Raw genomic sequence first — 17,608 nt, forward strand, 5'->3', positions numbered from 1 at the left:
TCCGCTTTTCTTATAAAAAATAGCTTTTTTTTATTGAAAGTATTGGGCCTCATGGACGAATAACAATGTCACATATTAGATTAGCTGATATAATAAGAATAATAACAAATTTGTTTTTCACTTTATTTCTAAGGAGTGAGCAAAATGAAATTAATTATGGCTGTAGTTCAGGACCAGGACAGCAACCGTCTAATGAATGCTTTGGTTGAAAATAACTTCAGGGCAACAAAATTGGCAACTACTGGCGGCTTCTTGAAGTCCGGAAATACGACTTTTATGATAGGTACAGAGGACGTTCGCGTGGAGAAAGCGCTTGAAGTAATAAGAGAGAGCTGTAAATCACGGGAGCAGCTAATGGCGCCTGTTTCTCCTATGGGAGGCAATGCTGATTCATATATCCCATACCCAGTGGAAGTATCGGTAGGAGGAGCAACTGTATTTGTTCTCCCAATCGAGCAGTTCCACCAATTTTAGGAGCAGTCCATGAAAGTAAATGATTTGGCCGGATTAAGGACAGGACAATATTCATCGGTTCCAAGGTCGGGCAGCAGCGGGACCAAGTTCTCTGAAATCATCTCGCGCCAGGAGGTCCAGCTGTACAAAGAACAGCTAGACAGGCTGTTGGCAGATGTCCAATTTGCAGGGGAACGGCTTGGAAAATCGAGGAATTTTCAAGACCTGGTTAAATATAAGTCGCTTGTTAAACAGCTTGTGAAGGAAACTGTGGAAGCCGGAATGGAGTTGAAACAGTCGCACAGCTGGAACAGATTTGCTGAAGGAAGAGTACTGCAGACTGTTGAATTGATTGATGAGAAATTGGTTGAACTAACGGAAGAAATGTTAGAGGATGAAAAGCAGTCCATTGATATATTGGGTAAAGTCGGTGAAATAAAAGGGCTGCTGGTTAATTTATATACGTAGGTGGGTGAATACCGGGGATATGAATTGGGATCAATTTGAAAAGGAACAGCCGATCGCGGCCAGGCTTTTGAAAAACAGTCTGGTCAATCGCCGGATCGCCCATGCCTATTTGTTTGAAGGCGAACATGGTACCGGGAAAAAAGAAGCAAGCCTGTTAATGGCAGCCAGCTTGTTCTGCGAGGAAAATGGACAAGATGTAACTCCTTGTGACCATTGCGGAAACTGTAAAAGAATCAAAAGCGGGAACCATCCGGATGTTCATATTGTGGAACCGGACGGGCTTTCCATTAAAATAGATCAAATTCGCGCGTTGCGGACAGAATTCAGTAAATCAGGCATGGAGTCGAAGAGAAAGCTATATATTATTATTGATGCTGAAAAGATGACGGTTCAGGCGGCGAACAGTTTACTGAAGTTTTTAGAAGAGCCACATGCAGAAACGACGGCTGTCCTTGTTACTGATCAGCCTCAGCAATTATTGCCGACAATTATTTCACGCTGTCAATCCGTCCCATTCCATCCATTGACACCTGAGTTTTTTGCAAAAAGATTGGAAGAAGCAGGGGTGCCTAAAGGGAAAACCTTCCTTCTTGCTGCCATTACCAACGATTTGCAGGAAGCTTTAAGGCTTAATGACGATGATTGGTTTGCACAAGCCAGAAAAATAGTGTTAAAATTATATGAAGTACTGAATAATCCGCTCTATGCCATGACTACTTTACAAGTTGACTGGATTGGGCATTTTAAAGAGAAAGCCCAGCATGACATGGGATTGTCTCTTTTATTATATATATATAAAGACGTACTTAACATACAACTGGGGAAGGATCGGCAGCTTGTATATCCTGATCAGCGCCAGACGTTGGAGAAGGATGCACTTCAAACCTCAATGAAAAGGCTGTCGGAACAAATGACTGCAATTTTGGAAGCCAAGAGAAAATTACACGCAAATATGAATCCTCAGCTGTTAATGGAACAGCTTGTGCTGAATTTGCAGGGGGGACCTTCTTTTGTATAACGTAGTAGGAGTCCGGTTTAAAAAAGCCGGTAAGATATATTATTTTGATCCGTTGGATCATCCAGTCCGCAAAGATGATTATGTCATTGTAGAAACTGCAAGGGGCATCGAATTTGGAAAAGCCGTGACCGAAAAGAAGCAGGTCAGCGAACATGACGTCGTGCTTCCTTTGAAAAAAATTGTCCGACTTGCGGATGAAGAAGACAAGCAGAATGTGGAGGCAAATAAAGCAGCTGCCGAAGAGGCATATGAAGTTTGTTCGGAGAAAATCACGGAACACCAGTTGGATATGAAGCTTGTTAATGTGGAATATACATTCGACCGCAACAAGGTGGTTTTTTATTTTACAGCTGATGGCCGAGTTGATTTCCGGGAGCTTGTCAAAGACTTGGCATCCATTTTCAGGACAAGAATTGAACTGAGACAAATTGGTGTAAGAGATGAAGCGAAAATGCTCGGCGGCATTGGCCCGTGTGGGCGCATGCTTTGCTGTTCGACTTTTTTGGGAGATTTCGAACCTGTATCAATTAAAATGGCCAAAGATCAAAATCTCTCTTTAAACCCGACAAAGATTTCCGGCTTATGCGGCAGGCTGATGTGCTGCTTGAAATATGAAAATGATGAGTATGAAGCGGCGAAGGCTGCACTTCCTGATGTTGGAGAGGTTATCCGTACACCGAATGGTTCGGGAAGAGTGGTTGGTTTAAATATATTGGAGCGTATTATGCAAGTGGAGCTGTCTGACCAGGAGCGGGTGTTGGAATATACACTCGAAGAGATTATGAGTGAAAGTGTGACGTCTGTTCAGGCCACGGAATAATGAGGTGGTAAGGTGAAGGATAAAAAGGAATTCTTCGATTCAGTAAGCAATATGGAAATGCAGATCGGCCAGCTCTATCAGCAGCTTGGTGAACTCAAGCAGTATCTGGTCGAATTGATCGAAGAAAACCATGCGTTAAAGTCGGAAAATGACCAATTACGACGACATCTGGATCAAGGGATGGAAAAGCCCGGTCTCATATTGCCTGATGGAGAGAATCACGAACGAATTGCTTTTGATAAAATGAATGAAACTGATATTGGAGAGGGCTATGATAATCTGGCCCGTCTATATCAAGAAGGTTTCCATATTTGCAACGTTCATTTCGGCAGCCCCCGCAGGGATGAGGATTGCCTGTTCTGCCTTTCCTTTTTGAATAAAAAATAATTGATAATAGGTAGGCCTTCCTGTTTGATTGGGGAAGGCTATTTTATTGTATAGACTAATCAAACAGAGGCGCTGATCAGGGCGTTTGAGCTTTTTTCTAGGTTAAATAAGGTATGAGATTAGACCAAGTTTTCTATTTAAACAAGATTATGTTATGTCTAGCTTCAGGCGCCATCGGCTCGAGGTCACAAGCCACGAGGAAGTTTATTCAGGAAGAATGTACTCCTGCGGCATAGCGAATTCGAGGAAGAGCAGTTCACCTCGTCGCAAAGCTTCATGAAGTCCATTCAAGAAGCTTCACACGATGTAATCTAAGTAATTAGCTTTGCTGTGGTGGCTGAAAACCTGCCTCCTCGCAATTCGTCTTGTGCTTGTCGCCGAAGCGGGCGCCTTGCGCTTTTCTTAAATGAGGTGTTTTATATGGTTGAATTGATTGGCGACGAGCGCCTGGACTATTTACTCGCGGAAAACTTACGGATTGTACAAAGTCCATCTGTATTCGCTTTTTCCCTTGATGCCGTTCTGCTGGCCCGTTTTGCCTATGTCCCTATCCAAAAAGGGAAGATTATTGATTTATGCAGCGGCAATGGAGTGGTTCCCCTGCTGTTGAGCGGGAAAACAAAAGCGACTATCACGGGCGTGGAGATTCAAGAGCGTCTTTATCATATGGCGGAAAGAAGCATCACATACAACCGCCTGGAAGACAGAATTCATATGATCCATGGTGATTTAAAAGATATTACTCAAACGCTCGGGCACGGAAAATATGATGTAGTGACATGCAACCCGCCGTATTTTACTTCGGCGGAGCCGTCCATTATTAATGAAAACGAATATTTGGCTATTGCCCGCCATGAGATCCTCTGTACGTTGGAAGATGTCATCCGCACAAGCAGCCAGCTTCTCCGCCAAGGCGGCAAAGCGGCTTTCGTCCACCGGCCCGAGCGGCTGATGGACATACTGACTATTATGAGGCAATACCGGCTGGAGCCGAAGCGTCTGCGGTTTGTCTATCCTAAAGCAGGGAAAGAAGCAAACACGATTTTAGTTGAGGGAATCAAAAACGGGAATTCCGGTTTGAAAGCATTGCCTCCCCTATTTGTCTACGACGATGAAAATCAGTATACTCCGGAAGTAAGAGAGATTTTGTATGGAAAAGAAGAATAGGCATTATTTTTATGTGCTGGAGTGTAGTGATGGCTCTTTTTACGGTGGGTATACAGTGGATCCTTCACGGAGGCTTTCTGAGCATAACAGCGGCAAAGCGTCCAAATATACCAGGACGAGGACCCCTGTCACGATGATTTATAAGGAAGAGTTCGATGGAAAAGGAGAAGCGCTTAAAGCAGAGTATGCTTTCAAGCAGCTGACGAGGTCGAAAAAAGAGAAATTTTTAGACGAGGCCGGTGAAAGAAATGCGCAGTCAGAAAAGCAATGATCCTATAAATCTGGGAACCCTATATTTAATACCGACACCGATTGGTAATTTGGAGGACATGACCTTTCGCGCGATTCGCTTGATGAAGGAAGCAGACCTGATTGCTGCGGAAGATACACGGAATACGAAAAAGCTGTGCAGCCACTTTGAAATTTCAACACCGCTTGCAAGCTATCATGAGCATAATAAGGAAACAAGCGGCCGTCAGCTTGTCGAGCGGCTTTTAAAAGGGGATAATATAGCGCTTGTCAGCGATGCAGGCATGCCTTGTATTTCAGACCCCGGATATGAAATCGTTCAAACGGCCATTGAAGCGGGTATAGCGGTTGTGCCGCTGCCGGGCGCGAACGCTGCGTTGACCGCTTTGGTCGCATCAGGCATCGAGCCCCAGCCTTTCTATTTTTATGGATTTCTTCCCAGAGGAAAAAAAGAAAGAAAGGCGGAGTTAGAAAGGTTAAGGCGCCAGGGCGGAGCAATTCTCTTTTATGAAGCACCGCACCGATTAAAAGACACGTTAAAAGATATGTTGAATCTTCTTGGAGACCGCAAGATTGTCTTGTGCAGGGAGTTGACAAAGAAGTTTGAAGAATTTTTGCGTGGAACACTTCTCTCGGCGGTCGAATGGGCTGAGAAGGAGGAAGTTCGGGGCGAGTTCTGCATCGTTGTGGAAGGTAATGAGGATCCAGATTTTGAGGAGGGGCCGCCATGGTGGGCGCCGCTCGGATTGAAAGAGCATGTTGAGCATTACATCGAAAACGAGAACCTGCCATCAAAAGAGGCCATCAAGCGGGCGGCAAGCGACCGCCAAGTGTCCAAACGCGACGTATATCAGGCGTACCATATAGATTAGAAGGCATGAGCCCCGTTTAAAAAGGGCTCATGCTTTTTTATTTTTGTGTTGCTTTATTTTAAAACACATGATAAATTAATTGATAAATCAATTCCGATTATTTTTATATGAAAAGGGTGGATTAAGAATGGCTAAAGATTTCAACCAACTATTTGATGCCTGGTCCAACACATATGATCAAACAGTCGTAGGTGGCGATGTTGAATATAAGGAAGTTTTCGCGCATTATGAACAAATTCTTGATGAGGTTGCAAAAAAGTCAAAAGGATATATAGTTGAATTTGGAGTCGGAACGGGAAATCTGACAGAAAAGCTTCTGAAGGAAGGCTTCGAAATCTACGGTGTAGAGCCTTCTAGAGGAATGAGGAACAAGGCAAAGGAAAAGCTTCCTCATGTGCCGGTAGTTGAGGGTGACTTTTTAACATTCCCTATGCCTGAAGAGCATCCGGATACAATCGTAAGCACATACGCTTTCCATCACTTGACGGATGAGGAGAAGAGCAGGGCCATTGCCTTGTATAGTGACATTCTTAATGAAACGGGGAAAATTGTCTTTGCCGACACGGTTTTTATCGATGAAGAGGCAAAACAAGCTATAATAAAAGAAGCGTTGCAAAACAATCATAACCGTCTTGCTGAAGATTTACAGACAGAATATTACACAACCATTCCAGTTTTGCAGGAGATATTTGAAGAGAATGGCTTCCAAGTCACTTTTACGCAGATGAATGCTTTTGTGTGGGTGATGGATGCCGAAAAAAGGAGAGAAAATCAATGACTCAGAAAAAAATGAACGTGGAAAGCTTTAACTTGGATCACACAAAAGTGAAGGCTCCTTATGTCCGCCTGGCGGGCGTGGTGGAAGGGGAAAACGGAGATATCATCCGTAAATATGACCTTCGTTTCACTCAGCCGAATAAGGAGCACATGGAAATGCCTTCGATTCATTCCTTAGAGCATATGATGGCGGAATTCAGTAGAAATCATTCCGATAAAATTGTTGATATCAGCCCGATGGGATGCCAAACAGGTTATTATTTGTCTTTGGTCAACCATGATGACTACGAGGACGTATTAAACATTTTGGAAAAAACACTGAACGATGTGTTGGTGGCGACAGAGGTACCAGCATGCAACGAGGTGCAGTGCGGATGGGCGGCTAGCCATAGCTTGGAAGGCGCAAAAGAACTTGCAAAAAATATGCTCGCTCACCGGGATGAGTGGATAGAGGTTTTCGGGTAAATAGAAAAGCGGAAACGCCTGTCCATCGACGTACAGACTGGAGCGGCTTCGACGAGATAAAGGAAACACGCGGAACGCAGTGGAGCGATGTTGACTTATCGTAGGAGAAGTCCGCGAAGTCTGCTAGTCGATAGGCGCTGCAGCTAGACAGTAGAAAAGCGTAGGGTGGTTGCATAGGGGAGACAAGCGCTGGCCGCCTCAGAACGCCACATCCTGTGGCTTCGGTGGCACTAGGACGTCCTGTCCGTCGGAGAAAAAACAGTGAAGGCGTTCTTTGCCTTCATTGCTTTTTTCGAAGCGACCTCGAGCCCCTGCCGCCCGGAGGCAGGCTCAAGCTGCGACGTCCTGTCGCTTCGCCTGCACTAGCACATCCTGTGCGTCGCTAGACAATAGAAAAGCGTAGGCGCCTGTCCAGGATCGTTTCAAATAGAAATCAAAAAAACCCCTTCCTCTGAAGGGGTTTTTTTGATTTCTATTAATTATTCACTTTATTAAGGTCAAATGAATTACGGATTTCCTGTATCAATTGCTCTGCACCTTCACGGCTTAAGACCAGTTTTCCACCAGCAAAGAAGGCGTTGTCATCTGACACATTACCAGTTATATGGCAAGTCATGCTCGGCTTGTATTTCTTAAGGATGATCTTTTCATCATCTACGTATATCTCCAGTGCGTCTTTTTCCTCAATCCCCAAAGTGCGCCGCAATTCAATAGGTATGACTACTCGGCCGAGTTCATCGACTTTTCGCACAATTCCAGTAGATTTCATGCTACTTTCTCCTCTCAAAGAATCTTGTTTTTATATCAAAAAATATACTATTTGTCACACTTTTTATCAGATTTATCGTACCAGTCTTTCCTATGCCAGTCAATTATAAGTTAAAAAAAATGTCAAATTCTTAGATAGAAACTCCTATGTATCCATGTCTACTAAAATCATACATATGTTCAAAGGTTCCATCTTCATGTTTCCTTGGTAGCAGGCGTAAGTTGCAGTAATCGTTGATTTCACGTATATTTTTAATGTAGAAGAGGACAAGATGCAAAGAGTGGGTTTGCAGCATGTATATAAATGGCATCGCTGTTAGCGAGAGGGAGGAAACATTGGTGAAGGAAAAGCTTAAAACGTTCTATTTAACAACACCCATCTATTATCCAAGTGGAAATTTGCATATTGGTCATGCATACACAACAGTAGCTGGTGATGCGATGGCTCGCTATAAGCGCATGCGCGGTTTCGATGTCATGTATTTGACAGGGACTGACGAGCATGGGCAAAAAATTCAAAAGCAAGCAGCCAAGGATAATGTTTCACCAAAAGAATATGTTGATCATATTGTTAGTGGAATTAAGGAGTTATGGAAAAAACTAGATATTTCCTACGATGACTTCATTCGCACAACCGAAGACCGGCATAAAGTGATTGTCCAAAAGATTTTTAAACAGCTACTGGACCAAGGGGATATCTACCTTGATGAATACGAAGGGTATTATTGTACACCTTGTGAGTCTTTCTTCACGGAGCGCCAGCTGGAGGAAGGCAACTGTCCGGACTGCGGTCGCTCGGTAGAATTGGTTAAAGAAGAGTCATACTTCTTTAAAATGAGCAAATATGTCGACAGGCTTCTTCAATATTATGAAGACAATCCTGATTTCATCCAGCCCGAATCAAGAAAAAATGAAATGATCAATAACTTTATCAAACCTGGACTGGAAGATTTGGCTGTTTCCAGAACAACATTTGACTGGGGCATTAAAGTTCCCGGCGATCCCAAGCATGTCATCTATGTTTGGATTGACGCATTGACCAACTATATCACTGCGCTTGGTTATGGGACTGATGACGACTCCAAATATCTTAAATATTGGCCGGCTGATGTCCATATTGTCGGAAAGGAAATTGTTCGTTTCCATACTATTTATTGGCCAATCATGCTCATGGCACTTGATCTGCCACTGCCGAAAAAGGTATTTGCCCATGGATGGCTTCTTATGAAAGATGGAAAAATGTCCAAATCCAAAGGGAATGTTGTCGATCCGGTCATGCTGATCGACCGCTACGGGCTGGACGCTGTCCGTTATTACCTTTTAAGAGAAGTACCATTCGGATCCGATGGTGTGTTCACTCCTGAAGGATTTGTCGAACGAATCAATTACGACCTCGCAAATGACCTTGGAAACTTATTAAATAGAACAGTTGCAATGATCAATAAATATTTTGACGGTGACATTCCTTCCTACGAAGGATTAGTTACACCGTTCGACAAAGACTTGCTGGAAATGAACACTCAAACAGTGAGAGATTACGAGGAAGCGATGGAGAACATGGAGTTTTCCGTAGCCCTTTCTTCAGTTTGGCAATTGATTAGCAGAACAAATAAATATATTGATGAAACTGAGCCTTGGGTCCTCGCAAAAGATGAAGCAAGACGGAATGAATTAGGCAGCGTTATGGTACATCTGGCGGAGTCGCTCAGAAGAGCAGCAATTTTACTGCAGCCGTTCCTGACTCAGACGCCGAAAAAGGTGTTTGAACAGCTTAATATTATGGAAGAGCAATTCCAAACATGGGAAAGCCTTGAAACGTTCGGCAATATCCCTTCCGATACGAAAGTCGTTTCAAAAGGTACTCCAATATTCCCAAGACTTGAAATGGAAGAGGAGATTCAATATATCAAAGATCAAATGAAGGGCCCTGCCGCTCCGGAAAAAGAGCAGAAGCAAGAGGAAGAAGCAGAGCAGTCTCCTGAAATCACGATCGATGACTTTAGGAAAATAGAACTGCGGGTAGGCCAGGTCATTGACTGCGAGCCGGTGAAGAAGGCGGATAAATTACTCAAATTGCAGCTTGATCTCGGCTATGAAAAGAGACAGGTTGTCTCCGGGATTGCCGAATTTTACAAGCCGGAAGATTTGATTGGGAAAAAGCTGATTGTCGTTGCTAACCTAAAACCGGTAAAATTGCGCGGTGAACTTTCGCAGGGGATGATCCTTGCCGGGGAAAAAGACGGCATTTTATCAGTTGCATCCGTGGATCAAACTCTTTCAAACGGGGCAATTGTAAACTAAATTTAATATAGATAAATATTCAGATAATAGAGGGATTATTGATAACATAGAGGGTATGGCTTATTAAACGTGGAGTTTAAGCCATTTCTCTATGTTCTTTTTTTGTAATCTAAATGTTATCTTGCTGTGACTTATGTTACTTTAAATTACTTTATACTCTATTGAAGGAGATTGAGCCATGTTATTTGATACACATGTCCATTTGAATGACGAACAATTTAATGAAGATCTTCAGGAAGTAATTGAACGCGCCAAGGAAGCAGGAGTCTCCTATATGGTCGTTGTTGGCTTCAATAGGCCGACAATTGAAAAAGCCATCATTCTGGTGGAGGAATACGATTTCCTTTATGCAAGTATCGGATGGCATCCGGTGGATGCAATTGATATGACAGATGAGGATTTGGCCTGGATTGAGGAGATGGCAGTTCATCCGAAAGTTGTGGCACTTGGGGAAATGGGGCTTGATTATCATTGGGATAAATCACCTCAAGATGTTCAAAAAGAAGTTTTCCGCAGGCAGATCGGCCTGGCCAAGAAGTTGAAGCTTCCGATCATCATACATAACCGTGATGCGACTGAAGACGTTGTTCAAATATTAAGGGAAGAAAAGGCCGAAGAAGTCGGAGGCATTATGCACTGTTTTAGCGGCAGCGCCGAAACTGCCAAAGAGTGTGTTGAAATGAACTTTCACATTTCACTCGGCGGGCCTGTCACTTTTAAAAATGCCAAAAAGCCGAAAAAAGTGGCCATGGAGGTTCCGCTTGATCGGCTGTTGATTGAAACCGACTGCCCTTATCTGGCTCCGCATCCTTATCGGGGTAAAAGAAACGAACCGGCTTATGTCAAGTTGGTTGCTGAACAGATTGCCGAGCTGAAGGAAATCAGCTATGAGGAAGTTGCAAAGAAGACGACAGAAAATGCAATGAAACTGTTCGGCATTTCTTGACTGGCTGAATAAATAAAAGCGCAAGCGCCTTGCTTAGCCCCGACAAGCACAAGACGATTCCCGAGGAGGCAGTTCTTCAGCCACCACAGGGAAGCGGCTTGTGACCTCGAGGGGCTAGGCGCTGAAGCTGGACGTATCATACCATCATTCAAAATGGGATTCTTTAAATATAATTTTTACTTCTTCATCAAGGCTCATGCCGGACAAGGCAGCAGCCAATGGGGAAGAAGGAGGAGTTTTTTCTTTGAGTACTATCTTGAAAAACCGAAGGAAATTAGGGTTGGCAGTGGCAAGTTTTCTTGTGTTCACTGCCACCCTGATGATTTTAATAACTGAAGGAACCAAAAAGACTGTTGCCGTTACACTTGATGGAGAGCAGGTTGTAGTAAAAACCCATGCTGAAACGGTCGGTGAAATGCTGCAGGAGCTGGATGTCGATGTAACAGCTTCAGATTACTTGTCTCATGCGCCAGGATCGGTGGTTAAAAACAATTCATCTCTTATCTGGGAGCCGGCTAAGCCGGTAACAATAACAGTCGGGGATGACTCAGAGAAACTCATGACCACTGCAGAAACAGTTCAGCAGCTTTTAAAAGACGAGGATATACAGCTGAGTGAACATGATAAAATCAATATATCACCTTCAAAAAATATTTTTGCCAACATGACAATTGAAATCGAGAGAGCGTTTCAAGTTGTTTTTAATAACGGAAAGAAGAAAGAAAAGGTATGGACAACTTCGACTACTGTCGCTGACTTTTTACAACAGCAAAGTGTAGAGCTGGGAGAAATGGATCGTGTAGAACCGGGACTTGAAAAGATGGTTTCATCTGAGAAATCCATTGATGTCATCCGAGTAGAAAAGGTCACCGATGTAGTGGAAGAGTCGCTCGATTATGATGTTGTCAAAAAAGAAGACGCTAAATTGGCAAAAGGGACTGAAAAAGTCATCCAAGAAGGCCAAGAGGGCTTAATAAAAAAAGAATTTGAAGTTACGAAAGAAAACGGGAAAGAAGTCAAACGTTCACTCGTTTCTGAAAAAAATATTAAGGACAGCAAAGATAAGATTGTTGCTATTGGAACAAAAGTGACGCCGGCACTGACTCCGCAAAGGAAAGCAACGGCTGCCGGTTCCAAACAGCCGTCAAATGCGGCACCTGCGCGTGGAGGAAAAGAATTATATATGAATGCCACAGCTTATACTGCGGATTGCAACGGCTGCTCCGGCGTCACCTCTACCGGCATCAATTTGAATGCCAATCCTAATGCAAAAGTGATTGCAGTAGATCCAAGCGTCATTCCTTTAGGTTCCAAAGTATGGGTGGAAGGATACGGCTATGCTGTCGCAGGAGATACAGGCGGAGCGATCAAAGGAAACAAGATTGACGTTCATGTCAAATCCAAAGGCCAAGCAATTAACTTTGGCAGAAAACGTGTGAAAGTGCGTATCATTGACTAAGCAGAGGAGAATTCTCCTCTGCTTTTTCTTTTTTTAAAAGTGAATAAAGTATAAAATTAGTCTAAGTCTTCTATGTGAATTAGAATGTGCCAGGTTTAGACTTCGACGTGGTGTGGTGCTTTGAGGCAGCCGAGTCGCCGTGTTCCATTACAGAGTGCTCTAGTCTAGCGTCAATGCCTACCAGCCTCTCGAGGTCACAAGCCTGCAATTAAGCTAATAAGAAGAATGTGCTCCTGCGCCATAGCTTATTCGAAGAAGTCTTGTTCAAATCATTGCAAAGCGAAGCAACTCAAAGAAGTTTCACAAGGCATTTCCGCATTCCGGCTATACGTGGATGAACAGGCGCTTGCGTTTTTGTTGTACAAAGCAGGTTATAATAATAAAAGTAGTAAAACTGTTTACCGGAGGAAACATGAAAATCAAGGAAATCATTGTAGTAGAAGGAAAAGATGATACAAGGGCCATTCAGCGGTCGCTGGATGCAGATACAATTGAAACGAACGGCTCGGCCATTTCCGAGGAAACGTTGGAGAAAATTAAATTGGCCCATGAAAAGAGAGGGGTCATTGTTCTGACTGACCCGGATTTTCCGGGAGAAAAAATCCGCAAGGCAATCACTGAGCATGTGCCTGGATGTAAACATGCTTTTCTTGATAAAAAAGATGCACGGCCGAACAGCGGGCGTGGAATTGGTGTAGAGCACGCCTCTCCTGAAGCGATCCGCCTTGCATTGAAGGATGCCCATCCCATGGTGGATACAGAAGTGGAGGACATTACCAGGGAAGACCTGATCGATGCGGGATTGATCGGAGGGCCAGAGGCTGCAAGCCGCAGGGAAAGGCTTGGAGAACTGTTGAAAATTGGCTATACGAACGGCAAGCAGCTGCACAAACGGCTGATGATGTTCCAAATTTCCCAGCGGGAGTTTGCAGATGCTCTTGAACACGTACTACGGGAGGAAAAACAATAATGCAAAAAGATATCGCAACACCGGTCAGAACGAAAGAAATTATGGAAAAATACGGTTTTTCATTCAAGAAAAGCCTTGGTCAGAACTTCTTAATTGATCCAAATGTTCTACGGAATATCACCGAAAATGCCGGTCTGACCAAAGAGACCGGCGTCATTGAAATTGGGCCGGGAATCGGTGCATTGACAGAGCATCTGGCAAGGACGGCCAAAAAGGTTGTTGCATATGAAATTGATCAGCGCCTTCTGCCGATTTTGGCTGATACCCTTTCACCTTACGAAAATGTGAAAGTCATCCATGAAGATGTATTGAAAGCGGACATTAACCAAATGATTGATGAAGAGTTTGCTGATGTCAAAGATATCATGGTTGTAGCCAATTTGCCGTATTATGTGACAACGCCTATCATTTTGAAGCTGCTTGAAAAAAATTTGCCTATCCGCGGGATTGTCGTCATGCTTCAAAAAGAGGTGGGGGACCGGATTGCAGCGAAGCCGGGAACGAAGGAATATGGGTCTCTTTCGATTGCCATCCAGTACTATACGACCGCTGAGACCGTTATGATCGTCCCAAAATCGGTTTTTATCCCGCAGCCTAATGTGGATTCTGCAGTCATTAGAATGCTTTTGCGGGAAAGTCCGGCTGTGTCCGTAAAAAATGAACGCTTTTTCTTTAACATTGCCAAAATGTCATTTGCGCAGCGCAGGAAGACGCTCATGAACAACTTAACGAGCGGCCTGCCAGATGGAAAGAAGAGAAAATCAGAGATTGCCGATGCACTTGATGCTGCCGGTATAGAGCCGTCTAGACGTGGGGAGACCTTATCAATGGGGGAATTTGGAACTTTAAGTGATGCCCTTTTCCCGATATTTGGCAACTCTGAATGAAACAGACACAATGAGTCGGTAAACAGCATAGCCTATGACAGATAGATAACTAGCGCTGTTTATTGGAGTTGACGACCGTGATATCAAAAAATACGATTGTCGGCCGCTTGTCTCACCAATGTGATCTTTTATTTCGAGTCATCGACATCCAGGAGATTAACGGTCAAACAACAGCTATTCTTTATGGGGAAGATTACAGGCTTGTGGCTAATGCGCCGATTGAAGACCTTGTCCCTTTTACAGAAGAAGAACAGCTGACAAGGTCATCTAAAGTACGCTCTCTTGAGAAGCAATCTTGGGAATTATTTCGACAAGATTTGGACCTTTTCAGGTCCCGACAGGAATATACAGCTACAGATGGTTATAAAAGGGAATATAATTACTTTCAAATGCCCGGCCGTGTTCTCCATCTTGATGGCGACCCCAACTATTTGAAAAGGTGTCTTGATCTATATTCAAAGATTGGGGTAACGGTAAAGGGAGTTCATTGTAACGAAAAAGAAATGTATAAGCTCGTGCCATCCCTAATTGATCAGTACCGCCCGGATATTCTAGTTATAACGGGACATGATGCTTACTCCAAAGCAAAGGGGAAGAAAATTGACTTGAATGCTTACCGCCATTCCAAATACTTTGTGGAGGCAGTAAAGGAAGCACGTAAAAAAGTGCCCCATCTCGACCAACTTGTCATTTTTGCCGGCGCTTGCCAATCTCACTTTGAGTCTCTTATCTTTGCAGGTGCCAACTTTGCAAGTTCTCCTCAACGGGTGAACATCCATGCATTGGATCCGGTTTATATCGTATCCAAAATTAGCTTCACACCTTTTACGGATAGAATCAATGTGTGGGACGTCCTGCGTAATACAATTACAGGGCAAAAAGGTCTTGGCGGCCTGGAAACAAAGGGCATACTCCGGACCGGGATGCCTTTCAGGCCACTTGGAGAGGAGGAGTAGAATCAGCATTGGGAAATCAGCCAATGCTTTTCTTTTTTTCTTTAAAAGAAAATATAAAATTAGATGGGATTTTTATTTAATAATGATGTGATATGTCCGTCTAAAGGTGCCATAGGGTCGAGGTTACAAGTTGAGAGGGGCTTATTCAATGGAGCACATGTTTTCCTTGTCGCCTAAGGTTGTTCGCCTATTTTTTTCTTTATACATATTTTTCATTTAAGAGAGATATACTACTATTGTTGTAAAAAGACGTTACTTGTAGAAAAAAAATGATTGACAAAGATGATGTTTCATTGATAAAATTATAAATTTATTTGACATTTATCGGACCGCGTGTTATACTGAAATACAGTGAGGTGGAGCGAAAAAATGCCGAAAACATTAGCGAGCATTAAAAAATCCCTTGATTCAAATTTGGGCAAGAGATTGATGTTAAAAGCCAACGGAGGACGCAGGAAAACAATCGAACGTTCCGGCGTTTTGGCGGAAACATATCCATCAGTTTTTGTAGTTGAGTTAGATCAGGACGAAAATGCATTTGAACGGGTATCATACAGTTATGCAGATGTTCTGACTGAAACGGTTGAACTTACTTTTTACGATGAAACAGCAGGTAATATAGCTATAGGGCAGCAGTAACCGATAAGGTTTACTGCTGTTTTTACTTTTCTTTGTCCAGCTTAGCGTCGGGCGACTAGCGAACTTCGTACTCCTTCGAGGGTGTGGCGGTCTGAGGTGGCTTTTTTCGTCGTCGTGTTGTCCGGATGCGACGGCACAGGACGTACTAGTACCAGTGATGTGGTGCTAGAGACGGCCGAGTCTCGGCTCGAGGCCATAAGCCAAGTATTGCTGAAGGGGACGCTACGCCTTAAGCAGCGTATTGCCTCTAAGCGGTCGTCGTCCGCATATCAGTTGTACGTCGCTTGACGGAGGCTTGCACTTTTCTTGGATATTCACAATCCCTTTGCACAAAATACAAAGGCGGATGCAAAGGGGGAAATGGCTTTGGGAAGAAGAAGAGGAGTCATGTCGGATCAATTGAAAGAGGAATTGGCAAAAGAGTTGGGTTTTTATGATGTCGTCCAGAAAGAGGGCTGGGGCGGCATCAAGGCCAGGGATGCAGGAAATATGGTAAAACGTGCAATTGAAATAGCGGAACGGCAGCTCGGCCAATAACAATCGTGAAGAATGATCACTTTGAACCTAAAGACAACGAACAAATACCATCCGCAAAAGTCGAGGCGAAAAAAAGCCTCGGCTTTTTCTTTTTGGTTACTTGGAGTTCGGGAAAAGTTCATGGTAAAATGGACATTATGTATGGACGTAAGACGAACAAGGGTACCCGGACGATCCCTTCCCGCTTTTGAAAAGGGAGGAGCAGGAGGCCTCTGTTGCTTGTCCGTTAAGTGAAGCAGGTGAGTGTGAATGAAGCTTTTGGTAAAGGCACCGGCAAAAATCAATTTGTCATTGGACGTGCTAGGAAAGCGGGAAGACGGTTTTCATGAAGTAGAAATGGTCATGACGACAATCGATTTGGCTGATCGGCTGGAATTGACTGAAATCAAAGAGGATCAAGTGGCTATCCTTTCCCGCAATCGTTTCGTACCGGCCGATGAACGGAATCTGGCCTACCAAGCAGCCAAATTGCTGAAAGAAAGATATCAAATTGATAAAGGTGTAGAAATCTCTATAAACAAAATCATCCCGGTTGCTGCCGGGTTGGCGGGGGGAAGCAGTGACGCCGCTGCAACGTTAAGGGGACTGAATGATTTGTGGGACCTCGGATTGTCATTGAATGAGCTAGCCGAATTGGGCTCGGAAATCGGTTCGGATGTTTCTTTTTGCGTATACGGCGGAACAGCTCTTGCCAAAGGCAGAGGAGAAAAAGTGATGAAACTGCCAGCACCCCCGGCTTGCTGGGTTGTTCTTGCAAAGCCATCTATTGGGGTATCCACCTCGGAAATATACCGAAACGTGGATGTTAGGAATATCAGCCATCCCAATACAAAGGGCATGATCCAGGCTCTAGAAAACAATGATTATGAAGGTGTCTGCGCGAATATGTCCAATGCCCTGGAGAGTGTCACCCTTCGCATGTATCCTGAAGTCTTGCATATAAAAAAGCAGATGGAAAGGTTCGGAGCTGACTCTGTATTGATGAGCGGCAGCGGACCAACTGTGTTTGGCCTTGTACGCCATGATTCCAGGCTGCAGAGAATATATAATGGACTGCGCGGTTTTTGTGACCAGGTATTTGCGGTGAGGATGTTGGGGGTATAAAGAAAAGCGGAATGCGTCGTTTAGCGACGTACAGACTGGACGACTCCTGACGAGATAAAGGAAACACGGCGACGAAGGCCGCCTCAGACCGCCACATCCTGTGGCTTCGGTGGCACTAGGACGTCCTGTCCGTCGGAGCCGATGTTGACTTATCGTAGGAAAGCTGCTGATTACATCCACATCGTGAGAAACTTCTTCGAGTAATCTTCATGTAGCTTTGCGACAAGGTAACACAACCTCTTCGAATAAGCTATGCCTTGGAGCACCAGAGGGAGGAAGTCTGCTAGTCGCTGACGCATGGAGCTAGACAATTAGAAAAGCGGAAGACGGCTGCTCAGGGGCGACAAGCGCTGGTAGGTTCAGAA

General features: G+C 44.1%; 20 protein-coding genes. 19 read left to right on the forward strand and 1 reads right to left on the reverse strand.

The genetic code is table 11. From position 1 onward, the window contains the following. Positions 1–144: 144 nt before the first annotated feature. From D4T97_RS19280 to D4T97_RS19325, 10 genes are all read left to right on the forward strand, one after another. Positions 145–474 carry a cyclic-di-AMP receptor gene (locus D4T97_RS19280; protein WP_126052402.1) on the forward strand — a complete coding sequence of 110 codons (330 nt, stop codon included), beginning with the start codon at positions 145–147 and terminating at the stop codon, positions 472–474. 9 nt (positions 475–483) lie between these two features. Continuing rightward, entirely contained in the window at positions 484–921 is a 438-nt protein-coding gene (locus tag D4T97_RS19285; protein ID WP_126052403.1) for a YaaR family protein, read from the forward strand. A 19-nt stretch (positions 922–940) separates the two neighbouring features. Further along, entirely contained in the window at positions 941–1,939 is a 999-nt protein-coding gene (gene holB, locus D4T97_RS19290) for a DNA polymerase III subunit delta' (protein WP_126052404.1), read from the forward strand. Beyond that, positions 1,932–2,759, forward strand: coding sequence for a PSP1 domain-containing protein (locus tag D4T97_RS19295; RefSeq protein ID WP_126052405.1), 828 nt, complete (start codon positions 1,932–1,934; stop codon positions 2,757–2,759). The genes holB and D4T97_RS19295 overlap by 8 nt, the downstream gene beginning before the upstream one ends. Before the next feature lie 51 nt (positions 2,760–2,810). Continuing rightward, positions 2,811–3,146: a DNA replication initiation control protein YabA gene (gene yabA / locus D4T97_RS19300; protein ID WP_232019464.1), complete on the forward strand. Its 336-nt coding sequence runs from the start codon at positions 2,811–2,813 to the stop codon at positions 3,144–3,146. A 420-nt stretch (positions 3,147–3,566) separates the two neighbouring features. Beyond that, positions 3,567–4,313, forward strand: coding sequence for a tRNA1(Val) (adenine(37)-N6)-methyltransferase (locus D4T97_RS19305; RefSeq protein WP_126052407.1), 747 nt, complete (start codon positions 3,567–3,569; stop codon positions 4,311–4,313). Further along, on the forward strand, positions 4,297–4,584 hold the full coding sequence (locus tag D4T97_RS19310) for a GIY-YIG nuclease family protein (RefSeq protein ID WP_126052408.1): 288 nt from the start codon (positions 4,297–4,299) through the stop codon (positions 4,582–4,584). The genes D4T97_RS19305 and D4T97_RS19310 overlap by 17 nt, the downstream gene beginning before the upstream one ends. Then, a complete protein-coding gene (gene rsmI / locus D4T97_RS19315) occupies positions 4,562–5,434 on the forward strand; it encodes a 16S rRNA (cytidine(1402)-2'-O)-methyltransferase (RefSeq protein ID WP_126052409.1) in 873 nt (290 codons plus the stop codon). Before D4T97_RS19310 ends, rsmI begins: the two co-directional genes overlap by 23 nt. A gap of 127 nt (positions 5,435–5,561) precedes the next feature. After that, positions 5,562–6,212, forward strand: coding sequence for a class I SAM-dependent DNA methyltransferase (locus tag D4T97_RS19320; RefSeq protein ID WP_126052410.1), 651 nt, complete (start codon positions 5,562–5,564; stop codon positions 6,210–6,212). Next, entirely contained in the window at positions 6,209–6,676 is a 468-nt protein-coding gene (locus D4T97_RS19325) for an S-ribosylhomocysteine lyase (RefSeq protein WP_126052411.1), read from the forward strand. Before D4T97_RS19320 ends, D4T97_RS19325 begins: the two co-directional genes overlap by 4 nt. A gap of 475 nt (positions 6,677–7,151) precedes the next feature. On the opposite strand, the gene D4T97_RS19330 is transcribed toward D4T97_RS19325, so the two are convergent. Beyond that, positions 7,152–7,445, reverse strand: coding sequence for an AbrB/MazE/SpoVT family DNA-binding domain-containing protein (locus D4T97_RS19330; protein ID WP_126052412.1), 294 nt, complete (start codon positions 7,443–7,445; stop codon positions 7,152–7,154). A gap of 338 nt (positions 7,446–7,783) precedes the next feature. Here D4T97_RS19330 and metG point away from each other — a divergent pair, with 338 nt between their 5' ends. From metG to ispE, 9 genes are all read left to right on the forward strand, one after another. After that, positions 7,784–9,745, forward strand: coding sequence for a methionine--tRNA ligase (gene metG / locus D4T97_RS19335; protein ID WP_126052413.1), 1,962 nt, complete (start codon positions 7,784–7,786; stop codon positions 9,743–9,745). A 178-nt stretch (positions 9,746–9,923) separates the two neighbouring features. Then, entirely contained in the window at positions 9,924–10,691 is a 768-nt protein-coding gene (locus tag D4T97_RS19340) for a TatD family hydrolase (protein WP_126052414.1), read from the forward strand. Positions 10,692–10,935: 244 nt separating this feature from the next. Continuing rightward, the gene (locus D4T97_RS19345; protein WP_126052425.1) at positions 10,936–12,150 is read left to right on the forward strand and encodes a G5 and 3D domain-containing protein; all 1,215 of its coding nucleotides are present in this window, start codon (positions 10,936–10,938) and stop codon (positions 12,148–12,150) included. Between the two features lie 412 nt (positions 12,151–12,562). Beyond that, positions 12,563–13,120 (forward strand): ribonuclease M5, encoded by a 558-nt coding sequence (rnmV, locus tag D4T97_RS19350; RefSeq protein WP_126052426.1) that lies wholly within the window; start codon positions 12,563–12,565, stop codon positions 13,118–13,120. Continuing rightward, positions 13,120–14,007 (forward strand): 16S rRNA (adenine(1518)-N(6)/adenine(1519)-N(6))-dimethyltransferase RsmA, encoded by an 888-nt coding sequence (gene rsmA / locus D4T97_RS19355; protein ID WP_126052427.1) that lies wholly within the window; start codon positions 13,120–13,122, stop codon positions 14,005–14,007. The genes rnmV and rsmA overlap by 1 nt, the downstream gene beginning before the upstream one ends. 77 nt (positions 14,008–14,084) lie before the next feature. Continuing rightward, on the forward strand, positions 14,085–14,963 hold the full coding sequence (gene yabG, locus D4T97_RS19360; protein WP_126052428.1) for a sporulation peptidase YabG: 879 nt from the start codon (positions 14,085–14,087) through the stop codon (positions 14,961–14,963). 369 nt (positions 14,964–15,332) lie between these two features. Beyond that, entirely contained in the window at positions 15,333–15,602 is a 270-nt protein-coding gene (gene veg, locus D4T97_RS19365) for a biofilm formation stimulator Veg (protein WP_126052429.1), read from the forward strand. Positions 15,603–15,968: 366 nt separating this feature from the next. Beyond that, a complete protein-coding gene (locus D4T97_RS19370; RefSeq protein ID WP_126052430.1) occupies positions 15,969–16,139 on the forward strand; it encodes a small, acid-soluble spore protein, alpha/beta type in 171 nt (56 codons plus the stop codon). A gap of 249 nt (positions 16,140–16,388) precedes the next feature. Further along, positions 16,389–17,243 (forward strand): 4-(cytidine 5'-diphospho)-2-C-methyl-D-erythritol kinase, encoded by an 855-nt coding sequence (gene ispE / locus D4T97_RS19375; protein ID WP_126052431.1) that lies wholly within the window; start codon positions 16,389–16,391, stop codon positions 17,241–17,243. Positions 17,244–17,608 lie beyond the last annotated feature (365 nt).

It is taken from the genome of Siminovitchia acidinfaciens (assembly GCF_003605385.1).
Lineage (GTDB): Bacteria > Bacillota > Bacilli > Bacillales > Bacillaceae_C > Siminovitchia > Siminovitchia acidinfaciens.

Excerpts from the sequence above, each read along its gene's own strand:
- veg (WP_126052429.1), top strand. The coding sequence starts at position 15,333 with ATGCCGAAAACATTAGCGAGCATTAAAAAATCCCTTGATTCAAATTTG.
- ispE (WP_126052431.1), top strand. The coding sequence starts at position 16,389 with ATGAAGCTTTTGGTAAAGGCACCGGCAAAAATCAATTTGTCATTGGAC.
- D4T97_RS19280 (WP_126052402.1), top strand. The coding sequence starts at position 145 with ATGAAATTAATTATGGCTGTAGTTCAGGACCAGGACAGCAACCGTCTA.
- rsmI (WP_126052409.1), top strand. The coding sequence starts at position 4,562 with ATGCGCAGTCAGAAAAGCAATGATCCTATAAATCTGGGAACCCTATAT.
- rsmA (WP_126052427.1), top strand. The coding sequence starts at position 13,120 with ATGCAAAAAGATATCGCAACACCGGTCAGAACGAAAGAAATTATGGAA.
- rnmV (WP_126052426.1), top strand. The coding sequence starts at position 12,563 with ATGAAAATCAAGGAAATCATTGTAGTAGAAGGAAAAGATGATACAAGG.
- D4T97_RS19325 (WP_126052411.1), top strand. The coding sequence starts at position 6,209 with ATGACTCAGAAAAAAATGAACGTGGAAAGCTTTAACTTGGATCACACA.
- D4T97_RS19340 (WP_126052414.1), top strand. The coding sequence starts at position 9,924 with ATGTTATTTGATACACATGTCCATTTGAATGACGAACAATTTAATGAA.
- holB (WP_126052404.1), top strand. The coding sequence starts at position 941 with ATGAATTGGGATCAATTTGAAAAGGAACAGCCGATCGCGGCCAGGCTT.
- D4T97_RS19320 (WP_126052410.1), top strand. The coding sequence starts at position 5,562 with ATGGCTAAAGATTTCAACCAACTATTTGATGCCTGGTCCAACACATAT.
- D4T97_RS19330 (WP_126052412.1), bottom strand. The coding sequence starts at position 7,445 with ATGAAATCTACTGGAATTGTGCGAAAAGTCGATGAACTCGGCCGAGTA.
- D4T97_RS19305 (WP_126052407.1), top strand. The coding sequence starts at position 3,567 with ATGGTTGAATTGATTGGCGACGAGCGCCTGGACTATTTACTCGCGGAA.
- D4T97_RS19310 (WP_126052408.1), top strand. The coding sequence starts at position 4,297 with ATGGAAAAGAAGAATAGGCATTATTTTTATGTGCTGGAGTGTAGTGAT.
- D4T97_RS19285 (WP_126052403.1), top strand. The coding sequence starts at position 484 with ATGAAAGTAAATGATTTGGCCGGATTAAGGACAGGACAATATTCATCG.
- yabA (WP_232019464.1), top strand. The coding sequence starts at position 2,811 with ATGGAAATGCAGATCGGCCAGCTCTATCAGCAGCTTGGTGAACTCAAG.